Here is a 24,298-nt window from a genome sequence, read left to right as displayed (position 1 = left end):
ATTGGAATAATGAAGTACAGGCTGATTACTCAGCTACTTTAACCATACTCGGACGAATCACACGATCGTGCAATTTGTACCCTTTTTGGAATTCAGCGATGACGACACCTGACTCGTGTTCTTCGCTCGCTTCTTGAACGACCGCTTGGTGTAAGTTCGGATCGAACGCTTCACCGACAGCTGGAATCTCGACGACGCCTTCATTTTGAAGCGTTTCGACGAGTTGACGTTTTACCATCTCGACACCCGTCAAGACAGATTTCGTCTCCTCGTTTTCCGTCTCGATTTGGAGCGCCCGGTCCAAGTTATCGACGAGTGGCAACAGCTTTTCGACGATCGCTTGTGAAGAATACTTCGCGCGGTTCTCTGCTTCGACACGGTTACGACGCTTGAAGTTCTCAAAATCCGCACGGAGGCGTAATTCTGAAGCTTTTGCTTCTGCGAGTTGTGCTTCGAAGTCCGGCTTCTCGTCTTCGACGAGATCCGCTTGGATGACTTCTTCTTCTGTGACTTCGACGGTTTCAGTCGGCTCTGTCACGTTTTCTTCTTGTTGGAGGTTTTGATTCTGTTCTTTTTCTTCCACTCTGAATCGAGCCCCTTTCTATATTCAATCCAAATTGTTCTTATGCAATTCGGTTTGGAATGCTTGAAGTAGATGGATGATCGAGTTGATTCCCCGGTTGTAATCCATCCGTTTCGGTCCGATCAATGCGAGTGTCCCAATTGAGACACCGTCGACCGAATAATGGGCCCGGATGACGCTACAATCTTTTAATGCATCCATATTGTTCTCACTCCCGATCGTAATCAAGATTTGATTATCGAGATTCGGTCGTAGGAAATCGAGAACAGCTTCTTGCTGTTCGATCAGTTCGAGAACAGGTCGTAGTTTTGCGACGTCCTGAAATTCAGGCTGATCGAACATGTTGGCTTTCCCGCCCAAATAAATGAACGGTCGCTCCTCTTGATCCGTCAAGACGAGATCAAGTGCTTTCGAGAGCAATACCGTCTGCTCAGAATGCTCTGAACGGAAGCGACGGATTTCCTCAAGCAGACGACTGCGTAAGGCTGAGAGCGGCGTACCGCGCAACGTCTGGTTCAGACGTTCCATCAGTCGGCTCGCTGCTTCCTGGGACAACGCTTGATTCAATTGCAATGTCTTGTGTTCAACATGTCCCGTCTCTGTGACGAGAACGATGACGACACGACCCTCGGCAAGAGGAATTAATTCTAGATGATGCAGTCGTTGTCCGTCTTCTTTTGGTCCAAGTACAAGTGTCGTGTAATGGGTTAAATCACTCAACAGGTCTGCTGTGTGCCGAATCAACCGATCATTCTCATTCACGGAATGGGCAAAGAGTGACTTCAATGCCTGTGCTTCTTTTGGTGTGATGTTTTCCGGACGAATCAGATGGTCGACATAAAAACGATATCCGAGTTCGGAAGGAATCCGTCCTGCGGAAGTGTGTGGCTTTTCAATCAGACCCATCTCTTCGAGGTCCGCCATCTCGTTACGAATGGTCGCGGAACTGAACGTCACGTCGTCTCGTTTTGAGAGCGTCCGTGAGCCGACGGGTTGAGCAGTCTTGATATAATCATCGACGATTGCACGTAAAATCAACAATTGACGATCCGTCAGCACCTTCTTCACCACCTTATTTTGTTAGCACTCACTTTTAACGAGTGCTAATTACATCTTTTACTATAAGGAATTGTCCGCCCGATGTCAACCGAATTGCGTGACCCTTTGAACAGTTTCCCATTCTGCGATACAGTGAAACAAAGAACGGAAAGGATGAATCGGATGATTGAATTATTGGCAATGGCGGGAGTCTTTGTCTGGCTGTTCATCGCGGTCATCGGAACGACTGCGTATTTTTTAAGGAAGTCGAAAAAATGAGAGAAGCGGTGTTCCACATTTGGGAAACACCGCTTCTCTCATTTTCATTGATTTCAGCTACTCTTATGTCATTGTACTTGCGCTTCACCAATGAACTCTGCAAAGACTTCGTTCGCTAGCGGAATTCCGGCTGGCGTCAAACGGATATGTGTCTCCGTCTGCTCGACGAGACCGTTTGGCAACAACCGTTTCATGACTTCACCAAATACATCTTTAAACGCTACTCCATACTTCTCCTGGAAACGCTCGAGCGATACGCCGTCCTTCATTCGAAGACCGAGGAACATCTCTTCTTCCATCCGCTCAACGTTCGTCAACGGCGTCTCTTTTCGAACCGGTAACCCTTCCGCCTTGATATAGTGCGGAATCGGTGCGATGTTCGCACGACGCGTCTGATTGATATAGCTATGTGAGCCTGCACCAAATCCGTAGTACTCATCGTTTTCCCAGTAGACGCGATTATGCCGACTCTCTTTTCCAACTTCTGCGAAGTTCGAGATCTCATACTGTGCATAACCACCTGCTTCAATCGTTTCGATCATCACTTGATACATCTCTGCCTCGAGATCTTGCGTCGGTAGCGGTAGTTTTCCTTTTCGCTCTTGAATCGCAAAAACCGTGTGTGGTTCTAAAATCAATGAATAGGATGAAATATGCGTAATCGGTAATTGTAGCGCCCGAGTAACGTCGTAGCGGACCTGATCGAGTGTCTGATTCGGTAATCCGAACATCAAGTCGACGGAGATGTTATTAAATCGTTTCGCTGCTGCATCGAGCGTCTGCGCGACTTTCGCTTCCCGGTGCGTTCGACCGATGCGTTCGAGCAAACCATCGTCAAACGATTGGACACCGAAACTGACACGATTGACACCACCTGTCTTCATGATATCAAGTTTCTCTTCCGATACACCGTCCGGATTCGACTCGACCGTATACTCTAAATCGTCACCTGTTAGTGGCAACAAATGCTTTTGAATGATTTCCATTAAACGTTGCATCTGTGGTTCATTCAAAGCAGTTGGTGTGCCACCACCAATGAAGATCGTCTCGAGATGATCCGTCGGATATTGTTTCAGCGTCAGTTCGATTTCGCGTTCAAGCGCATCGAGGTATTCATCGACGGGCTGATTCTTTAAAAAGACTTTATTGAAATCACAGTAGTAACAAATATGTTCACAAAAAGGGATGTGGACATATGCGGCGCGTATTCCCATTTCGCCTCATCCTTTCTCTATAAAAACCAAAAAGGGGACGCAAGCGCCCCCCACCTGTTTAATCTTCGTCCATAGATAGAACGGACATGAAGGCTTCTTGCGGTACCTCTACTGAGCCTACCATCTTCATGCGTTTCTTACCTTCTTTTTGCTTCTCGAGCAACTTCCGTTTCCGAGAGATGTCTCCCCCGTAACATTTCGCGAGAACGTTCTTCCGTAATGCTTTAATCGTCGAACGCGCGACAATCTTTGTTCCGACTGCTGCCTGAATCGGCACTTCGAACTGCATCCGCGGAATCAATTCCTTCAGCTTATCAACGATGACCTTTCCACGTTCGTACGCGAAGTCACGGTGAACGATGAAGCTGAGCGCATCGACGTTTTCGTTATTAAGAAGGATATCCATCTTGACGAGACGCGACTGTTGATAGCCGATCAATTCATAATCAAGTGACGCATATCCTTTTGTACTCGATTTCAACTGATCAAAGAAATCGTAGACGATCTCAGATAACGGCAATTCATAGGTGATTTTGACACGTGTCGTATCGATGTATTGCATATCGACGAATGTTCCGCGTTTCTTCTGACACAACTCCATGATTGCACCAACGTAATCATTCGGTGTCATGACAGCAGCCTTAACGAACGGCTCTTCAATGAATTCAACTTTTTGCTGATCCGGCATCTTCGATGGGTTATCAACATGCAAGACTTCACCCGCTGTCGTCGTCACGTGATAGATAACGGACGGTGCCGTCGTGATCATATCGATGTTGAACTCACGTTCGATCCGCTCCTGAATGATTTCCATGTGGAGCATCCCGAGGAATCCACAACGGAATCCGAATCCGAGTGCTTGTGAAGTCTCTGGTTCGAATTCGAGCGCCGCGTCACTGAGTTGCAGTTTTTCAAGTGCTTCTCGTAAATCATTGTATTTCGCAGCATCGATCGGATAGAGTCCACAGTACACCATCGGATTCATTTTTCGGTATCCTGGCAGTGCTTCAGCAGCCGGCTGTTTCGCGAGCGTAATCGTATCCCCGACACGTACATCGCCGACCGTTTTGATCGAGGCCGACAACGTTCCAACATCACCAACTGTCAATTCTTGCTGACGTAATGGTTTTGGTGTTGCAACAGCAAGTTCAAGGACTTCGAAATCCTTACCTGTCGACATCATTCGGATTTTATCGCCAACCTTAACTGTTCCGTTGACGACTCGAATCGAGGCAACAACACCACGATACGCATCATAGTACGAGTCGAAGATCAATGCTTCAAGCGGTGCAGAGGGATCACCCGTCGGAGCTGGTACTTTCTCGACGATCTGTTCGAGAATTTCTTCGATTCCGATTCCGGCTTTCGCGGATGTCGGAACGGCTTCAGACGCATCAAGTCCGATGACATCTTCGATTTCTTGACGGACGCGTTCGACGTCTGCAGAAGGCAAATCGATTTTGTTGATGATCGGGAGGATTTCGAGATCGTTGTCGAGTGCTAAGTAAACGTTCGCAAGCGTCTGCGCTTCGATTCCTTGCGCCGCATCGACGACGAGGACAGCCCCTTCACAAGCTGCCAGTGAACGCGAGACTTCATATGTGAAGTCGACGTGTCCCGGTGTATCAATGAGGTGAAGAATGTAATCTTCCCCGTCTTTTGCTGTATACTTCAATTGAACAGCGTTGAGTTTAATCGTGATGCCACGCTCACGTTCGAGCTCCATGGCATCAAGTGTCTGATCTTTCATTTCGCGCGATGTCAACGCGCCAGTTTTTTCTAAAATTCGGTCAGCGAGTGTCGACTTCCCGTGATCGATATGGGCAATGATCGAGAAGTTACGAATACTCTTCTGCCGCTTTAAACGGTCTTCATTCGTCATGTTTAGAGTCACCTTACCTTATTTTCAAACGTACATACGGTTCATTATACCAAAAAGCGCTTCACTGTACTATCTCGTTTTGTTTTACCCGAAAAACAAAATGTGAAGATTCCCTAGACGTCGTATTGCTTTTAAGAAAAACGTTTGCTACAATTGTGTTTGTTCTGTTGAACGATAACTGCAGATATGCGAATATAAATCTCGAATGAGTTTTATTGGAGGTGAATCATCCATGGCTAACATTAAATCAGCAATCAAACGCGTTAAAACAGCTGAAAAACGCCGCGTCGCTAACGTACAACGTAAATCGGCAATGCGTTCAGCGATTAAAGCAGTCGAAACTTTCGCAGCTGAAGGTAACAAAGACCAAGCGGTCCTTGCTTTCGCTACAGCTTCTAAAAAAATCGACAAAGCTGCTGCTAAAGGTCTCATCCACAGCAACAAAGCTGGTCGTGACAAATCACGTCTCGCTAAACTCGTAAACGCACTTTAATTCTTTCCGAAGAATACGGTGATGGGTCGCCACTAGGAGGTATCTCCAGTGGCGATTTTTTATATGATCTGAAATGGCGGACGAAGGACTCGTGTGAAACGATTCCTTCGTCCGCCATTTGCTGTCTTAGTTGTCGTCTAGACGGTCGATCATGACATAGTGAAGACCAATTCCTTCAATGAGGAACGGTTCTCCAACACGTTCTAGTCCAAGACGCTCATAAAAAGGAAGGGCCGTAACGCGGGCGTTACACCACCAAGCTGTCACTTGTCGTTCTTTCAAGAGACGACGGGCTTCTTCGATCAGCGCCCGACCATATCCTTCACCACGCACTTGTTCACTCGACGCCATGCCACGAAGTTGGTACGTCGCTCCTGGCGCTTGTGCATGTGATTGTTCCGAGAAACTACCGATCGCGACAATTTGTTGTGCTTTTATCCCGCCGAGATGAAACGTCGAGGCACGCGCATCGTCTGGATAAACACACGCTTCACGTGGTTGATGCGGACGCAACACTTCATGCCGTAATGGGATGACTTCTTCTGCTGTTATGAGCTGGACTTCCATCATCATTCTCCTCCTCTATAGTGTCGCTAAGCGAACGATCAACGCATCGAATAGAATCTTCTTATCACCGCGCCCCGTCTTCATGCCTTCATCCGTGGTCGTGATGGCGATGAGTGCTTGCTCGAGCTGCGCAAAGGTAAACCGCTTCGCAGATTGTAATGCCAATTTGATCGCATAGGGATGGGCTCCGACTTTCGATGCGATTTGTCGTTCTCCGTATCCTTGTTCTGCTAATCGTTTCGATAACAGCATCATCCGGTATTGGCGTGCCATCAGCCCAAGAAGGGCCAACACTTCCTGTCCCTGTTTTTCAAGGTCGCGAATCAAACGGATTGCTGGTTCGAGTTGACGCTTCATCAAGTAGTCCGTTAATTGAAAAACGTTGTCCTCTAATGTCCGCGGAACCAACAAATCGACATCCTCGATTTCGATCGTCGGTCGATCTCCTGCGAACAACATCAACTTCTCCAGTTCGTGCGCTAATGTCCCCCACATCTCAGCAGTCAGGAAAATAAGCCGCTCGATCGCCGGACGTTCCATCCGGTACCCTTTGTCATTGACGGCATCCAGGACGAAGCGGAACAGCTCTTCGGTCGTCGGTTTTTTCGCCTCCAGCACCGTCGCGCGCTCCTTCAATCGTTTAACGACGGTTTTTCGTTCATCGAGCTTTTCTGCTTCGACAATCAAGACAACGACCGCATAGTCTGCCGGTTGTAGGATATAATCTGCTAACCGTTCGAGGTTATGTTGTTTTTTATCTTTTGCTCCTGTCAGAAACGTTGCAGGTTTTGCAACGACGACACGGTAGTCACTCAAGAATGGCACCGTCTCTGCTTCATCAAGCACCGCATCAAGCGGTTGGTCGTTCAAATCGATTTTCATATAATCAAAGCGTTCTCCGTCCGGAAGAGCCGCTTTCACGATTTCACGTTCCCATTCTTCTAACAGATGTCGTTCCGTTCCATATAATAAGTATAAATTCGCTAATTTTCCGTTGACGAGCCAAGGAGTTTTCATCATTCCCACCACATTTCACAGTTTGTTCTTAACTTCATCATAGATAATCCTCTTTTATTCCGCTATACTAGAAGCGGAATCTATTAAGGGGGAATGCAGCATGGCACATTCAGTACGCCCACCAAGTGAAAACGCGTTCGAGAACGATATTCAATCAAAACGCAACGATGCGCTCGACTCTGCCGTTGGTTTTGGTGCATCATTCGGCTTCTTCGCAGTCTTGTTCATCATCGGTGTCGCAATTAAGTTCTTAAGTCTATAATCAGTAAAACAGCAACCTTGGGGGGTTGCTGTTTTTTTATTTTATCATAGGTTCACAGCCCGCTGAAGAACAAGTTACACTCCCGTCCTCATCCGTTCGAAAGACGATCCGATCTGTCCCGATTCGTTCGAGGACGTCCGGATGTGGATGCCCGTATCGATTTTTTCGTCCGACTGACAAGATGACAATCTTCGGATTCGTCTTTCGTAAGAGTTCTTCACCGGTCGACGTGTTCGAACCATGATGACCTGCTTTTAGAATATCGATCGGACCAATCTTTAACTCGTCTTCGATTGCTAGTCCAGCGTCGCCTGTCAGTAAAACACGTTGCTTGGCAATCTGTGCGAGTAATATGATAGACCGATCGTTTTCTTCTTCTTTTCGTCCAGTTGGTGCAAGTACCTGTAACCAAGGACGAATCGTTTGTCCCTTTTGAACGAACTCAACACGCGTTCCAGTGGCTTCGATGGAACGAATCAAATCATTTCGCTTCTCATCCATGTTGTCATATGCACCTAAATAAATGGTTTTCACGCGAACTTGGCGCAGTACACCTAGAAGTCCACCGACGTGATCGTGATCAGCATGTGTCACGATCAGACCGTCAATTTCGGCTTCTCCTCGTGTGAATAAAAAGGGAGCGACGATATGACTACCTGGATCAAACGGACGGAGCAGTGGATGCGTCGTTTGTTGATAAACGCCACCGGTATCCACGACGAATGTCTCTCCTGCTTTCTCAAGCACGATACTATCGCCTTGCCCAACATCTAAAAACGTGACTTGCTCAGGTGCGCGCCACTCCGTGTAGCCCCATGCCGCAAGTAAAAGGATCAACGGGAGACCATGCCCCCACCATCTCCGCTCAGCAATGAACCAAGCGATTCCCATTCCGACAACGACGATCGTCAAGACGATCGGAGAAAATGCCGGAACGGCAACCATCGCCAACGGTAAATCCTCCGCCAGTCGTAACACTTGATCCATCCATTGAATCGCATACTGATGCGCGATCTGAAACGTTGAACGAATCGGTAAGAACGGAAGTGTCGCGAGAATGAACGATCCCGGCAGAATCACCCATTCAATCCAGCTACCAATCAATAGGTTCAACAATGGCGACCAAATTGAAACAGTCGTCTGTTCAATACCCTGCAAAAAGAGGAGTGTTCCAAACTGTGCCCAAGCACTGATCAGCAGCCAGTTCCAAGGACGACGAACCGAACCCATTAGTCGTCTCGACAGCACAAGAAACAGCGTCAGTCCGACCGTCAATTGAAATCCGATATCGTAAATGACAGTCGGTTGAATCGCCAATTGAAAAGCCGCTACCCCTGCAATGACCTCCACCGGATCTAACGGTTTGTGGAAACGACGACCGAGCAACAGAATGATCGCGACAAGAACAGCTCGTGTGACTGGAGGGCTCCACTCCGTCAACCATCCGTAAATCGGCAGTAAGATAAGAACGATATCGAGTCGTTTTTCTTTTGTCATTCTGATTTTTCGTAAGACATACAGCAGACTAAATACTAAAAAAGCGATATGTGATCCTGAGATGACGATTGCATGTAATAAGCCGAATTTCTTAAACCGTTCGAGCGTCACTTGATCCATTAGTCGATCCTCACCAAACACAAGCGCTTCGACGTAGAATGCTTGCTTTTGTGGTAACAATTCTTCGATCCGCTTTAACCATACTTCACGTACCCGTCTTCCTTCTGCCGCATACCCAGGTGTCCGATGACAGGAATCAAATGAACGGACTTCCCACTTTCCAGCGTAACGATGTGTATGCATGAATTGCTGTTCATCAAACCCTCCAGCATTCGATTGTTGGCGGACATCGAGCGGTTCCGTATTTACGCGACAGGAGTGCCCGATTCGTTCGTATCCTGTTTCTTCTTCCGTAATCGTTGCCGTCAATAGAACCGATTGACCGTTACTCTCTGCCTCATAACGAATTCGATCCCCATTACGCTTCCCTGACAAGATGTCAACAGACGAGACGTCATGCGGTTCAGGTGACAGATGACCCATTCCGATGAATAGGCAACTCAGAATGAACAGAAAAAAGAGACGACCGATTGAAAAAGACCATGATTTCAAGACAGCGAAGAGCATGAGGAGCACTAACCACCAAATCGATTCTTTGATGGCAACGATGAGTAAGAGGACGAACAGCACATGAAGTGGCATCAGTAGACGATCAGGTAGGATTTAAGCGATTCTAACGTCTTTTCCCCAAAGCCCTTCACATCTCCGAGTGATTCATATGTCGCAAATCCCCCCTTCTCCTCACGATAGGCTAAGATCGCTTCTGCTTTGGCGGGACCAATTCCCGGAACCTCCATCAACTGTTCCGCCGTTGCCGCATTGAGGTCAATCAATCCTTTCGGTATCTCTGCTTTTGAGCGTTTCGTTGGTTTCGACTGATCTTTCCCTTTTTTTACCGGCACGATGACTTCCTGTCCATCAATGAGACGTGCCGCGAGATTCATTTGTCGAATGTCAGCTTTCGCAGTCGTCTTTGCTTTTTCGATTGCATCCTTCACTCGATCACCCAAATGGAATTGATAAGGTCCAGGCGCTTCTACTGCTCCTTTTACGTCGACCATGATGAGTTTGTCACGAATCGAGGTATCCTTTTCTGCTGGCTCTGCTTTTGCCTCTTGTTGTTTATCCGTTAAGGACGGTTGATCGACCATCGCTTCATTTGAACAAGAGGGTAATGGTACGAACAATAAAATGATGAGCAGCAGGACGACGACGAGACCTGCTATCTGTTGCAAACGTGGAACGGTCAAGACGAATCCCTCCTTTTCCCACGACTCTAACAGGTCACTACAGACTTCAGGAAACGAAGGAATACGCACTAACCATTCTTTACAGCACGATCCTGCGGTGTTTCGTCGGATGAAAGTCCTACCATCCATACCGTTACTTTGAATTAGCATCTGTTTCACGAACAAAAAAATCCGTCTCCTTCAAGCAACACGAACGTGTATCGCTAAAAGAAGACGGATGAAATCACTTTTACATTTTTTCGGCAACGAAGAAGATCCGCTCGACTGTCTCAGAAGGAGCGTCCGGTCCAAAATCGCCTGTGACCGCGAGAACCCGGAATCCGGCTTCGCGTAACCATGTTACGTATTGTGCCGGAGGATACGTCCGCTGATGATGCGTTTCATCGACACGCTCATAGCGACCATCCTCCTCCTCGATGAAGAATGTCAGTTCATGGACGACAGAAAGCGGCGCTTCACCAGGATCCGCGAACCAGATATACGAGCTTTGTTCCGCATGTGTCGCGTACGTCTTCCCATTGAACAGCGTCTCCATTTTGTAAGGGGAGTGTGTATCAAATAAGAGACGTCCACCCTCCTTTAGAATCGCTGCTACATGCGTAAACGTCTGTTTGACATCCTCTTCCGTCTGGAGATAATTCAAGGAGTCGCATAGGATCGTCACGGCATCGACAGGTGTCGGCAATTCGATTTCGCGCATGTCTTGCGCCCAGAATTGAATAGTCAATCCTTCTTCCATCGCTTTTTCCTGCGCGACTTCGAGCATCTCTTCAGATAAATCGATCCCGAGCATCTCATAGTGGGCTGCTAATGCAAGCGTCGCCGTACCCGTTCCACATCCGATATCAGCAATCGTACTTCCAATCGGAACGTATGCTTTGACCCAGTCAACCCATTGATCGTAAGGGACGTCTTGCATCAATTCATCATAGATGTAGGCGAACTGTTCGTATGCCATTAGTTGACCTCGACTTCAACCTTTGGAGCATCTGCCCATAGTTTTTCGAGGTTATAGTAATCACGATCGTCACGGTGGAAGACATGAACGACGACGTTTTCAAGATCCGCCAACACCCAACGTGCCGCATCGAATCCTTCGAGGCGTTTGATCGGCAGGTTATGTTCGTGCGCGACTTCTTTGAGTTCACGCGCGATCGCCTGTACTTGTTTTTCTGAATTTCCTTCACAGATGACGAAATAGTCGGCAACTGGTGAGATGCTCGACATATTCAGGACGACGATATCTTCAGCACGTTTATCGTCGATGGCATTTACGATTAATTGTAATTCTTGTTCGACTGTCATAGGACGGTCCCCTTTCGTTTGGCCGCGACGAAGGCATTATAGGTCTCAATCGTTCGCGGGAAGATGATAGCTTGTTTTGTACATAAAAAATGAATCGTCTGACTGAGTGTTGCGATGACGGCGTCCGTCAAATCCTGTTCGGCTACTTCACGAAGCACTTCGACACCCGAATAACTACGATTCGGCTCAATCGCATCCGCGACGAAGATGATTTGATCAAGCAACGGCATACCAGGTGCCCCTGTTGTATGATTCGCGATGGCCTGATAAATCACGTCTGAATCAAGACCAAGTTCTCGACGCACAAGCTCCGCACCCACTGGCGCATGAAGTAGTTCGTCATCATAGTCGAGTAAGATCCGTTGATTCAATTCAACGGCAATCGAACGCATCTCATTCGTATCGCGGTATTTTGCATAATCATGGAGCATGGCAGCAAGTGTTGCTTCTTCTTCGTCAACACCATATTTAAGAGCCAAGTGTCGTGCCGTCTCGACGACACCTAACGTATGCACATAGCGTCGCTCAGGTAATGTGTTTTCAATGATTTGACGTGCTTCTTCAAGGCGCATATAGATTCCACTCCTCAATCCGTTGTCGAACGGCTTCCGGTACAAGGTAGCGAATGCTCCGTCCGCGCGCGACCCGTTGCCGGATATCCGTCGAAGAAATTTCTAGCAATGGCATATCGACCGCTTTCACACGGGCACCACGCGGAATCAAATACCGACTTCCCGGTCGAGCGACGGCACCAAAGACGACTTCCTCGTATAACCGTTCAGCTTGATACCACGTATCGAGACTAACGAGTGAATCTGCGCCGATTAGAAACAGAAACTCATGCTCCGGGTATCGGTGCTTGAGTGCACGAATCGTATCATACGTATAGGAAGGTTCTTTTCGCTCAAATTCAATCGCAGAGACAGAGAAGGCAGGGTTCAATGCAATTGCTTCTTCTACAAGACGGAGACGCTTAGTTGCGTCTGTGACAGTACGTTGTTTATGCGGTGGTACATTCGCTGGTAAAAACCAGACCGCATCAAGTTCGAGTTGTTCCTGCGCTTGTTCGGCAATCAGGAGATGACCGATATGCGGAGGGTCGAACGTTCCGCCCATCAGTCCGATTTTCATCGTGGCAATTCGAGCGTCTTGTTCTCTTTTGATTCTTTATAGAGAACGATGACTTTTCCGATGACTTGAACGAGTTCAGCATTCGTTCCTGCGACGAGTTCTTGTGCGACATCCTTTGGTGCGTCCGCACAATTTTGTAGTACTTGTACTTTCAAGAGTTCCCGCTTTTCGAGCGCATCCATCAAATCAGCGCACATCGCTTCACCGACTCCATTTTTACCGACTTGGAAAATCGGGTTTAAATCGTGAGCTGTCGCGCGTAAAAAACGTTTTTGTTTACCTGTTAACATGATTAAAATTCCTCCAATTGCTTTCGTATCACCTGCTCGCCAAGTGCGAGATCAGGTGCTTGTCCGGTGAAACGTTCAAATGCTTCAGCCGCTTGTAAGACGAACATCGGGACGCCGTCGAGTGTGTCGAGACCTTTTTCAGTCGCTTCACGTAATAGACGGGTCGGCGTCGGTCGATAAATAATATCACAAATCAAAGCGTTCGTCTCTGTCAATTCAATCGGACGTGCTTCGACATGTGGCGCCATCCCGACAGAGGTCGTATTGATGATGACGTCGTAACTCGTTAAATCAAATGTTTCGTGCCATGGCAAAACGTGTGTTCCGAATTCATCGGCAACCGCCTTAGAGCGTTCTTCTGTGCGGTTCGTGAGCGTCACATCTCCCGGTAGCGCAGCAATGATTCCTCGTGCTGCACCGCCCGCACCAAGGACAAGTGTCTTTTGAAATGACGGACGACGTTCTGTCAACGCACGGACGAATCCGATTCCATCTGTATTCGCACCAATCAACTGCCCATTCTTCCAGTATACCGTGTTGACGGCACCCGCTTTTTGAGCTGCCGGCTCCAGCCGATCCAGGTACGGAATGATTGCTGTCTTATAGGGAATCGTCACATTGATTCCATCTAGCTGATGTGTACGTAATTTCGTAATGATTCGTGGCAATTCATGCTCCGTTACATCGATAAGGTCATAACAGCCGAAAAGCCCAGCCGCTTCCAGCCAAGCTGTATGCAGCTCAGGTGAAAGTGAATGGGCAATCGGATGACCGATGACGGCAAAGCGCATCAGACGAGCGCCTCACGTAAAGATACAGCGACACCTTTCGGGGCATAAGCAGCGACACGTCCACCTTTTCCATGAACCGCAACCCACCCGAGTCCACTGAAGACGATATCCGTCTTCATGTTGTCGCGAAGACTGAATTCATGACGGACGAGCGGAGGTAGCATCTCACGCGTCTTTTCGTTCGGCGGAGACAACAGCTCACCGTTATGGTTCGCATATAGATCGTCTGCTTTTTCAAGCTTCGTCCGGTGAACTTTCAATTCGTTCGACATATAGATGACGAATGAACGCTTGTTCCCTTCCATATAGTCCAATCGCGCAAGACCTCCAAAGAAGAGCGTCTGTTGCGGATGGATTTGGAAGACTTGCGGCTTGATCTCTTTTTTCGGTGTGATCAGCTTCAAGTCCTTCGCATCAACGTAGTGAGCCATTTGGTGATGATTAATGATCCCCGGTGTATCATACAGGTTACAGTTATCGTCAAGTGGGATGTCGATTAAATCTAGTGTCGTTCCTGGGAAGTGACTGACCGTGATGACGGCCTCATCCTCTTCACCGAAACGTTTGATGACTTGGTTGATCAGGGTCGATTTCCCGACATTCGTACAACCAACGACATAGACGTCGCGTCCTTTTCGATAATAATCGATTTTCTCAGCGAGTTCATCGACCCCGTGACCTTTTTTCGCACTGATCAGATGAACGTCAACTGGACGTAATCCAAGTTCTTTCGATGCTTGACGCATCCAGTTCATGAGACGGTTCGGATTCAATGACTTCGGTAATAAATCGGCTTTGTTCCCGACGAGTAAGACATCATTTTTTCCGACGAACCGATGTAATCCCGGTAACCAGCTTCCATTAAAATCGAAGATATCAACGATTTTAACGACAAGTGCATCTTTTTGACCAATTCCGTCTAAGATTTTAACGAAATCATCGTCCGATAAAGATACATCTTGAATTTGATTGTAGTGCTTTAATTTAAAACAACGTTGGCAAATGACCATTTCACGATCAAGTGCAGATTTAGGTGCGTATCCTGGTGCTTTTGTGTCTTCCGTTTGAATGGCGACACCACAACCAGCGCAGTGGATTTCTTCGATCATATTATGTTGAGCCGCATGCGGGAATGATTTCCCTTCTCTTTTCACCGTAGCGCCCTGCTCGCTACTCCAAGAGCGTAACTTCCGACCTCTCGCCGTACATGTTGCGACTACTGCCTTCCCTTTCATCTACCGATCTGACAGGGTTATTGTTGCTTATCCTGACGAAGTGTTTCGATCGGATGCTTCAGTGCAGAAGGATCTTCCTTGACGCGTTGTGTCAATTTATAGATTCCTTTGCGTTTCATCCGGTGGAAAATGACACGTTCCATCAGGCGATTGAATTTCGTGACGACACCGTCCGTCTTAACGACGGGTTGAACGTGGATGACTTCGATTCCAACGGAGTTTGCACCGAGTACATCCGTGAAGAGTTGGTCTCCTAAGAAGACGACTTCTTTCGCGTGATAGCCGAATTCCGTCAATGCCCGTTTAAACCCGATAGGAAGCGGTTTTCGAGCAGGCGCAATATAATGCAGTCCGAGTGGATCCGCGAACTTCTTAACGCGGTCTCCGTTATTGTTCGATACGATGATGACGTCAAAACCATATTGATTATTCACCATATCCAGCCAAGCAACCAATTCGTCTGGAGCATCTGCGATATTCCATGCGACGAGCGTATTATCAAGATCGGTCAAAATAGCTTTGACACCGTTTCGTTTGAGCATTTCAAGGTCGATATCGTAGATCGAAGCCACGAAATGTTTCGGATAAAGTCGTTTGAACAAGAATAAAACCTCCAGATAATGGTCTAGCTCTATAGTTAAGTTTAAGAAACAGTTATGCTCTTATCGTTCGATTATAGCACAATCAGGTAGCAAGAGCGACGCACAAAAGAAAACGGAAGGCGAACCTCCCGTTTTCTTAATAATACCGAATCCACAAATAGAGTTGGGATAGGATCAACGTCACAATCGTGATCGGTGCTCCGTAAATCAAAAAGCGCATATAGGTGAATTTTTCACCTTGTCGTGTCGCAAGACCCGCGACAATGACGTTTGCCGATGCACCGATCAATGTCCCGTTACCACCGAGACATGCACCGAGTGCGAGGGACCACCATAAAACATCCACTTTCGCATCTGCTGGTGTAAGTCCGATCCCAGCAGCGACATCATTGATGAGCGGGATCATTGTCGCGACAAACGGAATGTTATCAATCGTCGCACTCGCGATACCGGACAACCAAAGAACAGCAGTTGCTGTCGTCTGAATGTCACCGCCTGTCAAATCAATCGTCTTCTCCGCAAGATATCGAATGATACCGGCTTCCTGAATTCCACCAACAAGTACAAATAGTCCGGCGAAGAAAAAAATCGTAGTCCATTCAACACGTGCAAAGATTCCTTCTAGCTGATGATCGTTTTCAATTGTTAGCAACATCAGGACGGTCGCTCCAAGAATTGCGATCGCTGGTGCTTCGAGATGGAGTCCGATTCGATCAAGCATCGGATGCAATACGAAGAGTGCAATCGTACTAACGAGTACGACACTACTCCGCGTGACGAGTTTTCGACTGACAATATAACTCTTTTCATCGATTTCCATCAATTTTTGTCGATCTTCTGCCTCGACATGCAGTTGCTTCCGGAAGACGAAGTACAGAATGCCGATCGTCACGACCGTAATGATCAGGATGATCGGTGCAAGATTCAGCAAAAAGGCATTGAACGTTAAGTGTGGATTCGCGGCACCGATCATGATGTTCGGTGGATCGCCAATCAAGGTCGCCGTCCCACCGATGTTCGCAAATAATACTTCGGCGAGCAAGAACGGAAACGGTGCGATTTTAAGTATCTTTGTAATCGAGAAAGTGATTGGGACAATCAATAAGACTGTCGTGACGTTATCCAAAAAGGCAGATCCAAGTGCCGTCAATGCGGATAATAGAATCAACACTTTGATTGGGTCGCCTTTTGTTGTCTTCGCTGCACGAATCGCAATATATTCAAACAATCCAGATTGATTGGCAATCGTAACGAGAATCATCATCCCAATTAATAAGACGATTGTTCCCCACTCGATGTATTCAAATAATGCAGTCTCGAGATCCACAATGCCGACGATGACCATCGCGAGCGCTCCGAGTAGAGCGACGATCGCCCGGCTTACTTTTTCACTGATGATGAAGCCATAGGTCACTAAAAAAATGATAAGTGCGATATATGTCTGGACCTGTGTACTTCCGATTTCTGCTAATGCCATTGCCGGCATGATTCATTCCTCCTAAACGTAAGGAGACGCCCCGAACGGGCGCCTCGCTCTCATGAATGCCATTGTCCGAGGCGTTGCCCCATTAAAACTGGTCCAATCGCTTGTGTATCTAATGTCAATGCATCTTTCGGACAGATCAGGACGACCGTTGAACCGAAAGAAAAGTATCCGAACTCATCTCCTCGACGAAGTTCCTTTGCTTCGTTTGTCCGAACGATTGAGTTGACGTTGAGTGCACCGACCATGACATGTTCAAGTGCATGTTTTCCTTGGACGATACGTGTCACGCGACGATAGTTCCGTGTCAATGGACGAAGCGCATGTGTGAGACCGATCTCATTCACCGGTGCCGAATCCCGACCGAGCGTATAACTGGTCCGGATCGTTCCGTCCATCGGTACATGGACACGGTGGTAGTTTTGCGGACTCAAGTAAAAGATCATCACACGTCCCCCGACATATTGTTGCGCCTCGTGATGGGAACCGAGTAACTCTGATACCGTATACGATTGTCCTTTGACGGTAAAGCGGCTATCAGCCGTCAAGTCGTCAACGACAGACAACATACCGTCACACGGACTGACGAATGCGCCTTCTGATTGATCAATTGGTCGCATTTCCGGTTTGACATGACGAATGAAAACGTCATGTAAACTCGAATACGCTTCTAAATTCCGAGTCGCTTCTGCCATATTCAAATCATATGCCCGAACGAACGGACCGATGAACCGACGACTGACCCGGCTCATCGCAAACCGTTTCAGCTGTTTGGCAACAAGCGGGTGTCCATTTAACTCGAACACGCGAGAGTAGAACCATTTTTTAATCATTGAGATCACCGGACGATTCTTCTTTTGAATCCTTTACTTCTTTTCCAGCAAAGAACTCTTTATAGCTGTCTTCTGTTTGTTCACCAGCTACCCGTCCTACTTCCTTACCGTCCTTAAAATGAACGACCGTCGGTGTACCCTCGATGCCAAACGTGTCCCAAGCTGACTGTTCGAAAGCAAGATCGATTTGTTCGAACGGAATGTCTTGTTTTTCACCAAGCGGAACAAGATATGGTTTTACTTTTTCGCAGTGCACGCATCCCGTTTGATAGAAATACGTATAGAATTCGTCACCGGATTTTACTTTATCCGAGACTTGTGTAGCTGTTAGATTGCCATTCTTCGATGCGGAATCATCACGATCCGTGAAGACGAGCAGTAATCCCCCAACCAATACGATCAAGGCAATGACTCCCGCTGTAATCCAGTTCGCTTTGGATTGCGGTTTTTTCGTGTTTTTTCGTTTCGACTTCTTTGACACGTCTATCCCTCCGTCATTCTGGTATAAGCCATTTTTTCTGAATCATTATAGCATGACCATTCGCAAGAATCGTATCGATTTGCAAAGCGTCATCAATCAGTAACAGATCAGCACGTTCTCCGGTCGCTACCTGCCCACCCGGAACGCCATATGCATCCGCGACATGTCGCGTGATCGTCGAAATTGCCTGATCAAAAGCAACACCATGCTCTACTGCATCGCGCACGGCTTGCATCAAGGAAGATGGTTTTCCTGTATCGATTCGCACTAATCGACCTGCATCATCAAACGCCGGAAGACTTGCACCAGCGTCGCTCGACATCGTGATCTGCTCGGGTGGGATTCCCGCTGCTAGAGCACGGGCAACAGCCTGCCCTGCCGGAATCTCTCCTTCATCAACGAAGCTTTCTGTCGTACACGTCGTGAAATCGATTCGTCCGCCCTGTTTCGCCCAAGCGAGTCCCGCCTCAAAAATCCGTTCACTCCGATTGATATGCGTCGGGAGAAATTGCCCTATTGGAATATCAGTCGTTTCAATCACTTCATGTAATAAATCAAGCCCTTGTTTCCCGTCTCCGATGTGGACGTTCATCGTTCCCGACACGCCTTTGACCATGCCGGCGATTCGAGCCTCTGATGCTAACCGCGCGAGTTCATGGGCAGTCGGCTGTGTCGATCGGTGATCATTGATGGCAATCTCTCCGATGCCAATCACTTCATTGATGAGGACGATATCATGCCCTGTCGAATGTGTCAGGAAGACGGGTGGCACCATGTAACTTCCGCTCAAGAGAAATGGACGAATACCGGATGCGGCATATCCTCGTATGTGTGCCAGTAGATCAATTCCGGTTCGCGTCCAGCCATCTGTTCCGAGCAATCCGACGACTGTCGTGACACCGCCTTCGAATATGTCACGAACAGTCAACGGAGCCGTTCGTGTCGCAAATCCGCCTTCCCCTCCTCCACCAATTGGATGTAAGTGTCCATCGATGAAACCAGGAACTAGCCGTTTGCCGCGACCATCAATCCGGTGTGTAATCAGTGCTTCATCTATGGTATAGGAACCGATTCCGATGATCTGATTTCCTGCTATGTAGATATTTTGCGGCATCTGTTGCCACATGACCTGTTCGATAACGATCATCGCTCATTCCTCCTTAAGACAAAAAGCGAGCCTATCGTCCAAGTGACGATATCTCGCTTTTCCTTATTCTGCCTTAGTCCCTTGACCAAGACCTAAATCTTCATTGACGGCATCGAGTGCGAAGACGACAAGTGAAGTGACGACAGACATCGCTGTCGCGAATCCAAAGCTATACGATACTGCATCAACCGCTGATACGATGAACACGGCTGTGTTCACGAGTAAGAATGACCAAAAGAATGTAACGAGAAAACGCATGATTTCCCCTCCGTTTCCATAACGTACTATAGTGTTGTCCTACGATTTGTAGTATACCATTTTTTAATCTAAGCAACAGCCTTTCTCCGTTTTTTTCAAACGCTTTCTTTTCCTTGAAAAACTTCATCAATTCATACAGGCGACTGTCACTTCGTATGCTACAGTAGAACTAACGAAAAGAAAGCGGAGGATTTCATCATGACTCGTCACTTAATTGCTGTCGATCTCGACGGCACCCTTTTAAAGGATGATAAAACGATCAGTGTGGCAAACATCGCTGCGCTTCAACGTGCACGTGCAAACGGTCACGAAGTCGTCATCGCAACCGGACGACCATTTCGTCACGCCAGGAAATATTACGAACAGCTCGGTTTGACGACACCGATCGTTAATTTTAACGGTGGTCTCGTCCATCACCCGCAGAATGTTCATTTTGAAGTCCAGCACCATCCAATTCCACTCAAGACCGTCCAACATATTTTGGAATCCGTCGCTGAAACAAAGACACAAAATATCGTTTGTGAAGTCACGGATCATGTCTATTTTCAATATGATCCTGTCGGTATCTATGAATTTTATACCGATCACGCCTTGTCGGTCACAACGGGAGATTTACGAAAAGTACTTCTTCACGAACCAACGTCACTTTTGATTCATGCTAAAGGAGAACATGTCGATGAGATTCGTTCCGAACTATCCGGTGTCCATGCTGAGACAGTACTTAATCGTCAATGGGTGAAACCTGAATTCATGGTCGAAGTGATGCGAAAAGGTACAAGTAAGGCGGTCGGTCTTGCTCACATCGCGCATCATCTCGGGATTGATTCCCGACAGATCGTCGCGTTTGGTGATGAGGAAAATGATTTGGAAATGATCGAGTATGCTGGTCATGGTGTTGCAATGGGAAACGCCATCCCTGCCTTAAAACACCTGGCAAATGGCACGACGAAGCGAAACGAGGACGATGGTATCGCGTACTATTTAAAACATGTCTTAGGACTCGCATGAAGAGATACGAAAAGGCACTTGCTGCATATCGCAGAGCAAGTGCCTTTTTCATTATCCTTTTCGGAAGTATCCAACGACCGAGTCCGTCGCGACGACGTTGATGAATACTGTCTCGTCCGCTTCCCGACAAATCCGTTCGATATCCCGCAATTCGTGACGCTCAATGACCATCATCAACGTCGCTTTCTCAGCTCGTGAATACGTACCGATCGAAGGAATCTGCGTGATTCCACGAATGATGTGCTGATGCAGAGCCGTCGTGATGTCATCCGCATGATTCGTGACAATAAAAATCGTCAAGCGTTGGTTACTTGTATGAATCTCATCGACGACCTTAGAAGTCACGTAGATGAAGACGATCGTATATAAGGCAGTCGACCAGCCGAACAACGCACCTGCCAATAATGCGATCAAAAAGTTCAAGACGAACAGATATAAGCCGACACTGCGATCGGAGAAACGGGCAAAGATGAGGGCGACGATATCAAACCCACCCGTTGAAGCACCGAATTTAATCGTGATACCGGTACCAATCGCAAGCAAGACCCCTCCAAACACTGCATTCAGTGTCTGATCACCTGGTATGACAGCATATTGAGGAATAAGACCAATAAAAATCGTCGTTGCCAGAACCGAAATCAACGTGACGATTGTAAAACTCCGACCTAACATGATCCATGCAAGCACGATCAAAGGTAAGTTCAGCGCTAAGAACCAAACGTTTTCACCAAACGAGAACGCTGTATTTTGAAGGACTTGCGTCAAGATTTGGGCAAGTCCTGTAAATCCAGTCGAATAAACACCACTTGGAATCAAAAACCAGTTCATGGCAACGGCAATGACGAATCCTCCAATCGTAGCCACGATCACTTTTAACATACTTTCCTTTACTACAGCTGTCACACGCCGTTCTCCTCTCATTCATAACTATCTTGAAACACTTTAGCACATTCAAATGTCGCCGGATAGTCAAGATTTCCAAAGATTGATGTTCTTTTTCATGATGGCGTTTTCATTTGTGACAAAGGTGTCCTCTAATTCGTGTTACACAAAAAAAGAACCGACTTGGCATCGGTTCTTTTTCATCGTTTTATACTGTCATCGAAGCAGGCACCGTAATCTTTCCTCCTGCCGGAACTTCTACAGTCGTTCCATGAACGTTTAAGCTGACTGCTTCGCCTTCCGTCTGAGTGATTTCGACGGCGTTTGGCTGAACATGGACATGGATATGATGACCGCGCCACTGCATCCGGAACGCATAGCTCGTCCAGCCTTTTGGCAACATCGGCTTAAAGGACAACGTATCGTTCGCTACCCGTAATCCGGCGAATCCATGGACGATCGACATCCAAGATCCAACCATCGACGTGATGTGTAATCCGTCTTCTGTATCATTGTTGTAGTTATCGAGATCAAGTCGCGCCGAACGTTGGTACAATTCAACTGCCTTTTCCTCATAGCCGACTTCCGCTGCAATGATCGAGTAGATACATGGAGATAATGATGATTCGTGAACCGTACGTGGTTCATAGAAATCGAAGTTCGCTTTCTTCTCTTCTAGACTGAAGCGATCCGTCAAGAAGTAGAGACCTTGCAGGACATCTGCCTGTTTAATGAATACAGAGCGAAGGATCCGGTCCCAAGACCAATTCTGGTTCAGCGGAAGATGTTTTGGATCGAGTTCAGCGACCAAAATTTGTTCCTTATCCATGAAGCCATCCTGTTGCATGAAGATACCAGGAGCTGCTTCATCTTTTGGATAATACATCTTCGCGTCGATATCTGCCCACTTCGCCAGTTCCTCATCCGTCAACGCTAATTGATGCATGAGTTCTTGCAAACGTTCTGGTTCTTCTTGTGCTAGATGACGGTGAACGGTCTGTGTATATTCGAGACACCATGCTGCGATCAGATTCGTATACCAGTTGTTGTTCACGTTGTTCTCGTATTCATTTGGTCCCGTCACCCCAAGAATCATGTAGACATCCTTATGCGCCACATAATTGACACGGCTTGCCCAATAACGAGCAATCTCGACTAACACTTCAAATCCGTATTGTCCGAGATACGACGTGTCACCCGTGTAGTTCGTGTAATTATAAATCGCATGCGCGATCGCGCCGTTCCTGTGAATCTCCTCATGCGTAATTTCCCACTCGTTGTGGCACTCTTCTCCATTCATCGTCACCATTGGATAAAGCGCACCCTTCATCCCGACATTCTTATCCGCGTTTTCTTTTGCTTGCGGTAATTGATTATGCCGATATTTGAGTAGGTTCCAAGCCACTTCCGGCTTCGACGTCGCGAGGTAGAAGTTCAAGCAGTACGCTTCTGTATCCCAATACGTCGCACCGCCATACTTTTCGCCCGTGAATCCTTTCGGTCCAATGTTAAGGCGTGAATCTTCGCCTGTGTATGTCTGGAACATATGGAAGATATTAAATCGAATCCCTTGTTGTGCTTCGACATCTCCTTCAATCTTCACGTCTGCTTCTTCCCAGTGATGCAACCACGCTGCTTCATGTGTCGCAAGTAATGTATCAAATCCGGATTCGAAAGCGGTATGAACCCGTTTCATCGCTTGTTCCAGTAATGCGTCGATGTCATAGTCACGATTCGTTACGAGCGCAACGAATTTCTCGACAGTGACACCTTCTCCGACTACTGCTTGTTTCGTAAAACGATTCGCGACATACTGCGTATTGCCGTCAACGACTTCACAACGTGCGCCTTCGACATCCGTGATCATAGCTGCTGTCACATGCCAATCAAGCTTTTTCGTCTTCGACGTGACGTAACCAAAACGCTCTTCGATTCCGTGTTCAACGGGAAGCCAGAACTTCTCATCATAGTTTGAGTCTTCATTCTCAACATCCGCATCGAGATACGATTCAATGATGATCTCTGCTTCGAAATTGACAGGTGTTACCGTATATTGCAAGGCTGCGATTTCTTTATCGACAATCGAGAAGAAACGTTTGGATTCAACTTTTATTTCCTCTTCCCCATGTTTCAACAGCATCGTCCGTGACAACACACCGTGTTGCATATCGAGTTCGCGTTTGAAGTCGACGACTTCCCACGTGTTCAAATCAACTGCTTTTCCATTAACGGATACTTTTAAGCCCATGATATTGACAGCATTGAGTACTTTCGCGAAGTATTCCGGATAACCATTTTTCCACCAACCAACACGTGTCTTATCTGGATAATAAACACCTGCGACATACATGCCTTGATGTGTGTCACCTGTGTACTCTTCTTCAAATGTACCGCGCATTCCCATATGACCGTTTCCGATCGATGTCATCGATTCTGCTAGTCGATTATCTTCTGGATGAAAACCAAGCTCTGTAATTTTCCACTCATTGACCTCAAAAAGTCGTTTCATCGTCAAGTCGCTCCTTTTATGCTAAACATGTCAGCTAGCCTGATCATGTAAGCGTTTCATCTGTACTCTACATTCTTTATTGTACACATAAAAAGCTTCAATGCAATCGTTTGCACGAAAATAAATTTCTTTTTCTGCAACCGCTTCCTTTTACTAGGAATAGATGTCTCTTGCATCAAAAAAAGTCTATGATTAAACCCG

26 protein-coding genes are annotated in these 24,298 nt (G+C 47.1%); 3 read left to right on the top strand and 23 right to left on the bottom strand.

The features are described from left to right. Positions 1-25 precede the first annotated feature (25 nt). The 4 genes from grpE to lepA form a co-directional block, all read right to left on the bottom strand. Positions 26-583, bottom strand: a complete 558-nt coding sequence (gene grpE / locus ACY2IG_RS04345) for a nucleotide exchange factor GrpE (protein WP_023467440.1) — start codon at positions 581-583, stop codon at positions 26-28. Between the two features lie 24 nt (positions 584-607). After that, entirely contained in the window at positions 608-1,642 is a 1,035-nt protein-coding gene (hrcA, locus tag ACY2IG_RS04340) for a heat-inducible transcriptional repressor HrcA (RefSeq protein WP_035409289.1), read from the bottom strand. A 326-nt stretch (positions 1,643-1,968) separates the two neighbouring features. Continuing rightward, entirely contained in the window at positions 1,969-3,114 is a 1,146-nt protein-coding gene (gene hemW, locus ACY2IG_RS04335; protein ID WP_035409292.1) for a radical SAM family heme chaperone HemW, read from the bottom strand. Positions 3,115-3,172: 58 nt separating this feature from the next. Beyond that, positions 3,173-4,996, bottom strand: a complete 1,824-nt coding sequence (gene lepA / locus ACY2IG_RS04330) for a translation elongation factor 4 (RefSeq protein ID WP_056060060.1) — start codon at positions 4,994-4,996, stop codon at positions 3,173-3,175. 232 nt (positions 4,997-5,228) lie between these two features. Between lepA and rpsT the strand changes: the two genes are divergently transcribed. Next, a complete protein-coding gene (gene rpsT, locus ACY2IG_RS04325; RefSeq protein ID WP_023467434.1) occupies positions 5,229-5,489 on the top strand; it encodes a 30S ribosomal protein S20 in 261 nt (86 codons plus the stop codon). Between the two features lie 126 nt (positions 5,490-5,615). On the opposite strand, the gene ACY2IG_RS04320 is transcribed toward rpsT, so the two are convergent. Together ACY2IG_RS04320 and holA are read right to left on the bottom strand one after the other, a co-directional pair. Then, a complete protein-coding gene (locus ACY2IG_RS04320) occupies positions 5,616-6,059 on the bottom strand; it encodes a GNAT family N-acetyltransferase (protein ID WP_462618400.1) in 444 nt (147 codons plus the stop codon). Positions 6,060-6,071: 12 nt separating this feature from the next. Continuing rightward, entirely contained in the window at positions 6,072-7,073 is a 1,002-nt protein-coding gene (gene holA, locus ACY2IG_RS04315; protein ID WP_023467432.1) for a DNA polymerase III subunit delta, read from the bottom strand. Positions 7,074-7,173: 100 nt separating this feature from the next. Between holA and ACY2IG_RS04310 the strand changes: the two genes are divergently transcribed. After that, positions 7,174-7,335, top strand: a complete 162-nt coding sequence (locus ACY2IG_RS04310) for a YqzM family protein (protein WP_023467431.1) — start codon at positions 7,174-7,176, stop codon at positions 7,333-7,335. Between the two features lie 36 nt (positions 7,336-7,371). Here ACY2IG_RS04310 and ACY2IG_RS04305 read toward each other — a convergent pair whose 3' ends face one another. From ACY2IG_RS04305 to ACY2IG_RS04235, 15 genes are all read right to left on the bottom strand, one after another. Then, on the bottom strand, positions 7,372-9,534 hold the full coding sequence (locus ACY2IG_RS04305) for a DNA internalization-related competence protein ComEC/Rec2 (protein WP_462618399.1): 2,163 nt from the start codon (positions 9,532-9,534) through the stop codon (positions 7,372-7,374). Next, positions 9,534-10,142: a helix-hairpin-helix domain-containing protein gene (locus ACY2IG_RS04300; protein ID WP_308101147.1), complete on the bottom strand. Its 609-nt coding sequence runs from the start codon at positions 10,140-10,142 to the stop codon at positions 9,534-9,536. The genes ACY2IG_RS04305 and ACY2IG_RS04300 overlap by 1 nt, the downstream gene beginning before the upstream one ends. Before the next feature lie 229 nt (positions 10,143-10,371). After that, the gene (locus ACY2IG_RS04295) at positions 10,372-11,100 is read right to left on the bottom strand and encodes a class I SAM-dependent DNA methyltransferase (protein ID WP_035409303.1); all 729 of its coding nucleotides are present in this window, start codon (positions 11,098-11,100) and stop codon (positions 10,372-10,374) included. Then, positions 11,100-11,447 (bottom strand): ribosome silencing factor, encoded by a 348-nt coding sequence (gene rsfS, locus ACY2IG_RS04290; protein ID WP_023467427.1) that lies wholly within the window; start codon positions 11,445-11,447, stop codon positions 11,100-11,102. The genes ACY2IG_RS04295 and rsfS overlap by 1 nt, the downstream gene beginning before the upstream one ends. Continuing rightward, the gene (yqeK, locus tag ACY2IG_RS04285) at positions 11,444-12,019 is read right to left on the bottom strand and encodes a bis(5'-nucleosyl)-tetraphosphatase (symmetrical) YqeK (RefSeq protein ID WP_056060051.1); all 576 of its coding nucleotides are present in this window, start codon (positions 12,017-12,019) and stop codon (positions 11,444-11,446) included. The genes rsfS and yqeK overlap by 4 nt, the downstream gene beginning before the upstream one ends. Beyond that, positions 12,009-12,578: a nicotinate-nucleotide adenylyltransferase gene (gene nadD, locus ACY2IG_RS04280; protein ID WP_035409307.1), complete on the bottom strand. Its 570-nt coding sequence runs from the start codon at positions 12,576-12,578 to the stop codon at positions 12,009-12,011. The genes yqeK and nadD overlap by 11 nt, the downstream gene beginning before the upstream one ends. Further along, the gene (yhbY, locus tag ACY2IG_RS04275; protein WP_023467424.1) at positions 12,575-12,868 is read right to left on the bottom strand and encodes a ribosome assembly RNA-binding protein YhbY; all 294 of its coding nucleotides are present in this window, start codon (positions 12,866-12,868) and stop codon (positions 12,575-12,577) included. Before yhbY ends, nadD begins: the two co-directional genes overlap by 4 nt. Before the next feature lie 2 nt (positions 12,869-12,870). Continuing rightward, positions 12,871-13,659: a shikimate dehydrogenase gene (gene aroE, locus ACY2IG_RS04270; protein WP_329470253.1), complete on the bottom strand. Its 789-nt coding sequence runs from the start codon at positions 13,657-13,659 to the stop codon at positions 12,871-12,873. Next, entirely contained in the window at positions 13,659-14,768 is a 1,110-nt protein-coding gene (gene yqeH / locus ACY2IG_RS04265; RefSeq protein ID WP_023467421.1) for a ribosome biogenesis GTPase YqeH, read from the bottom strand. Before yqeH ends, aroE begins: the two co-directional genes overlap by 1 nt. A 143-nt stretch (positions 14,769-14,911) precedes the next feature. Then, positions 14,912-15,496, bottom strand: coding sequence for a YqeG family HAD IIIA-type phosphatase (locus tag ACY2IG_RS04260; RefSeq protein WP_035409311.1), 585 nt, complete (start codon positions 15,494-15,496; stop codon positions 14,912-14,914). A 136-nt stretch (positions 15,497-15,632) separates the two neighbouring features. Continuing rightward, positions 15,633-16,973, bottom strand: a complete 1,341-nt coding sequence (locus tag ACY2IG_RS04255; RefSeq protein ID WP_035409769.1) for an ArsB/NhaD family transporter — start codon at positions 16,971-16,973, stop codon at positions 15,633-15,635. A gap of 59 nt (positions 16,974-17,032) precedes the next feature. After that, positions 17,033-17,812, bottom strand: coding sequence for a phosphatidylserine decarboxylase (locus ACY2IG_RS04250; RefSeq protein WP_462618398.1), 780 nt, complete (start codon positions 17,810-17,812; stop codon positions 17,033-17,035). Beyond that, positions 17,805-18,293, bottom strand: a complete 489-nt coding sequence (locus ACY2IG_RS04245; RefSeq protein WP_035409313.1) for a thioredoxin family protein — start codon at positions 18,291-18,293, stop codon at positions 17,805-17,807. The genes ACY2IG_RS04250 and ACY2IG_RS04245 overlap by 8 nt, the downstream gene beginning before the upstream one ends. 13 nt (positions 18,294-18,306) lie before the next feature. Beyond that, the gene (gene iadA, locus ACY2IG_RS04240) at positions 18,307-19,440 is read right to left on the bottom strand and encodes a beta-aspartyl-peptidase (protein ID WP_290786524.1); all 1,134 of its coding nucleotides are present in this window, start codon (positions 19,438-19,440) and stop codon (positions 18,307-18,309) included. A gap of 63 nt (positions 19,441-19,503) precedes the next feature. Continuing rightward, entirely contained in the window at positions 19,504-19,698 is a 195-nt protein-coding gene (locus tag ACY2IG_RS04235; protein ID WP_035409317.1) for a YjzD family protein, read from the bottom strand. Between the two features lie 198 nt (positions 19,699-19,896). Between ACY2IG_RS04235 and ACY2IG_RS04230 the strand changes: the two genes are divergently transcribed. Next, positions 19,897-20,706: a Cof-type HAD-IIB family hydrolase gene (locus ACY2IG_RS04230; RefSeq protein ID WP_308101143.1), complete on the top strand. Its 810-nt coding sequence runs from the start codon at positions 19,897-19,899 to the stop codon at positions 20,704-20,706. Positions 20,707-20,757: 51 nt separating this feature from the next. Here the strand turns inward: ACY2IG_RS04230 and ACY2IG_RS04225 are convergent, their stop codons facing one another. Both ACY2IG_RS04225 and ACY2IG_RS04220 read right to left on the bottom strand, forming a co-directional pair. Then, positions 20,758-21,570 (bottom strand): YitT family protein, encoded by an 813-nt coding sequence (locus ACY2IG_RS04225; protein ID WP_462618397.1) that lies wholly within the window; start codon positions 21,568-21,570, stop codon positions 20,758-20,760. Between the two features lie 226 nt (positions 21,571-21,796). After that, positions 21,797-24,097 (bottom strand): glycoside hydrolase family 65 protein, encoded by a 2,301-nt coding sequence (locus tag ACY2IG_RS04220; RefSeq protein WP_329470249.1) that lies wholly within the window; start codon positions 24,095-24,097, stop codon positions 21,797-21,799. Positions 24,098-24,298 lie beyond the last annotated feature (201 nt).

The organism is Exiguobacterium sp. EF_C8 (genome assembly GCF_054956715.1).
The sequence above is the reverse complement of the archived record's forward strand: the minus strand, read 5'-3'. Positions and strand labels throughout refer to the sequence as shown.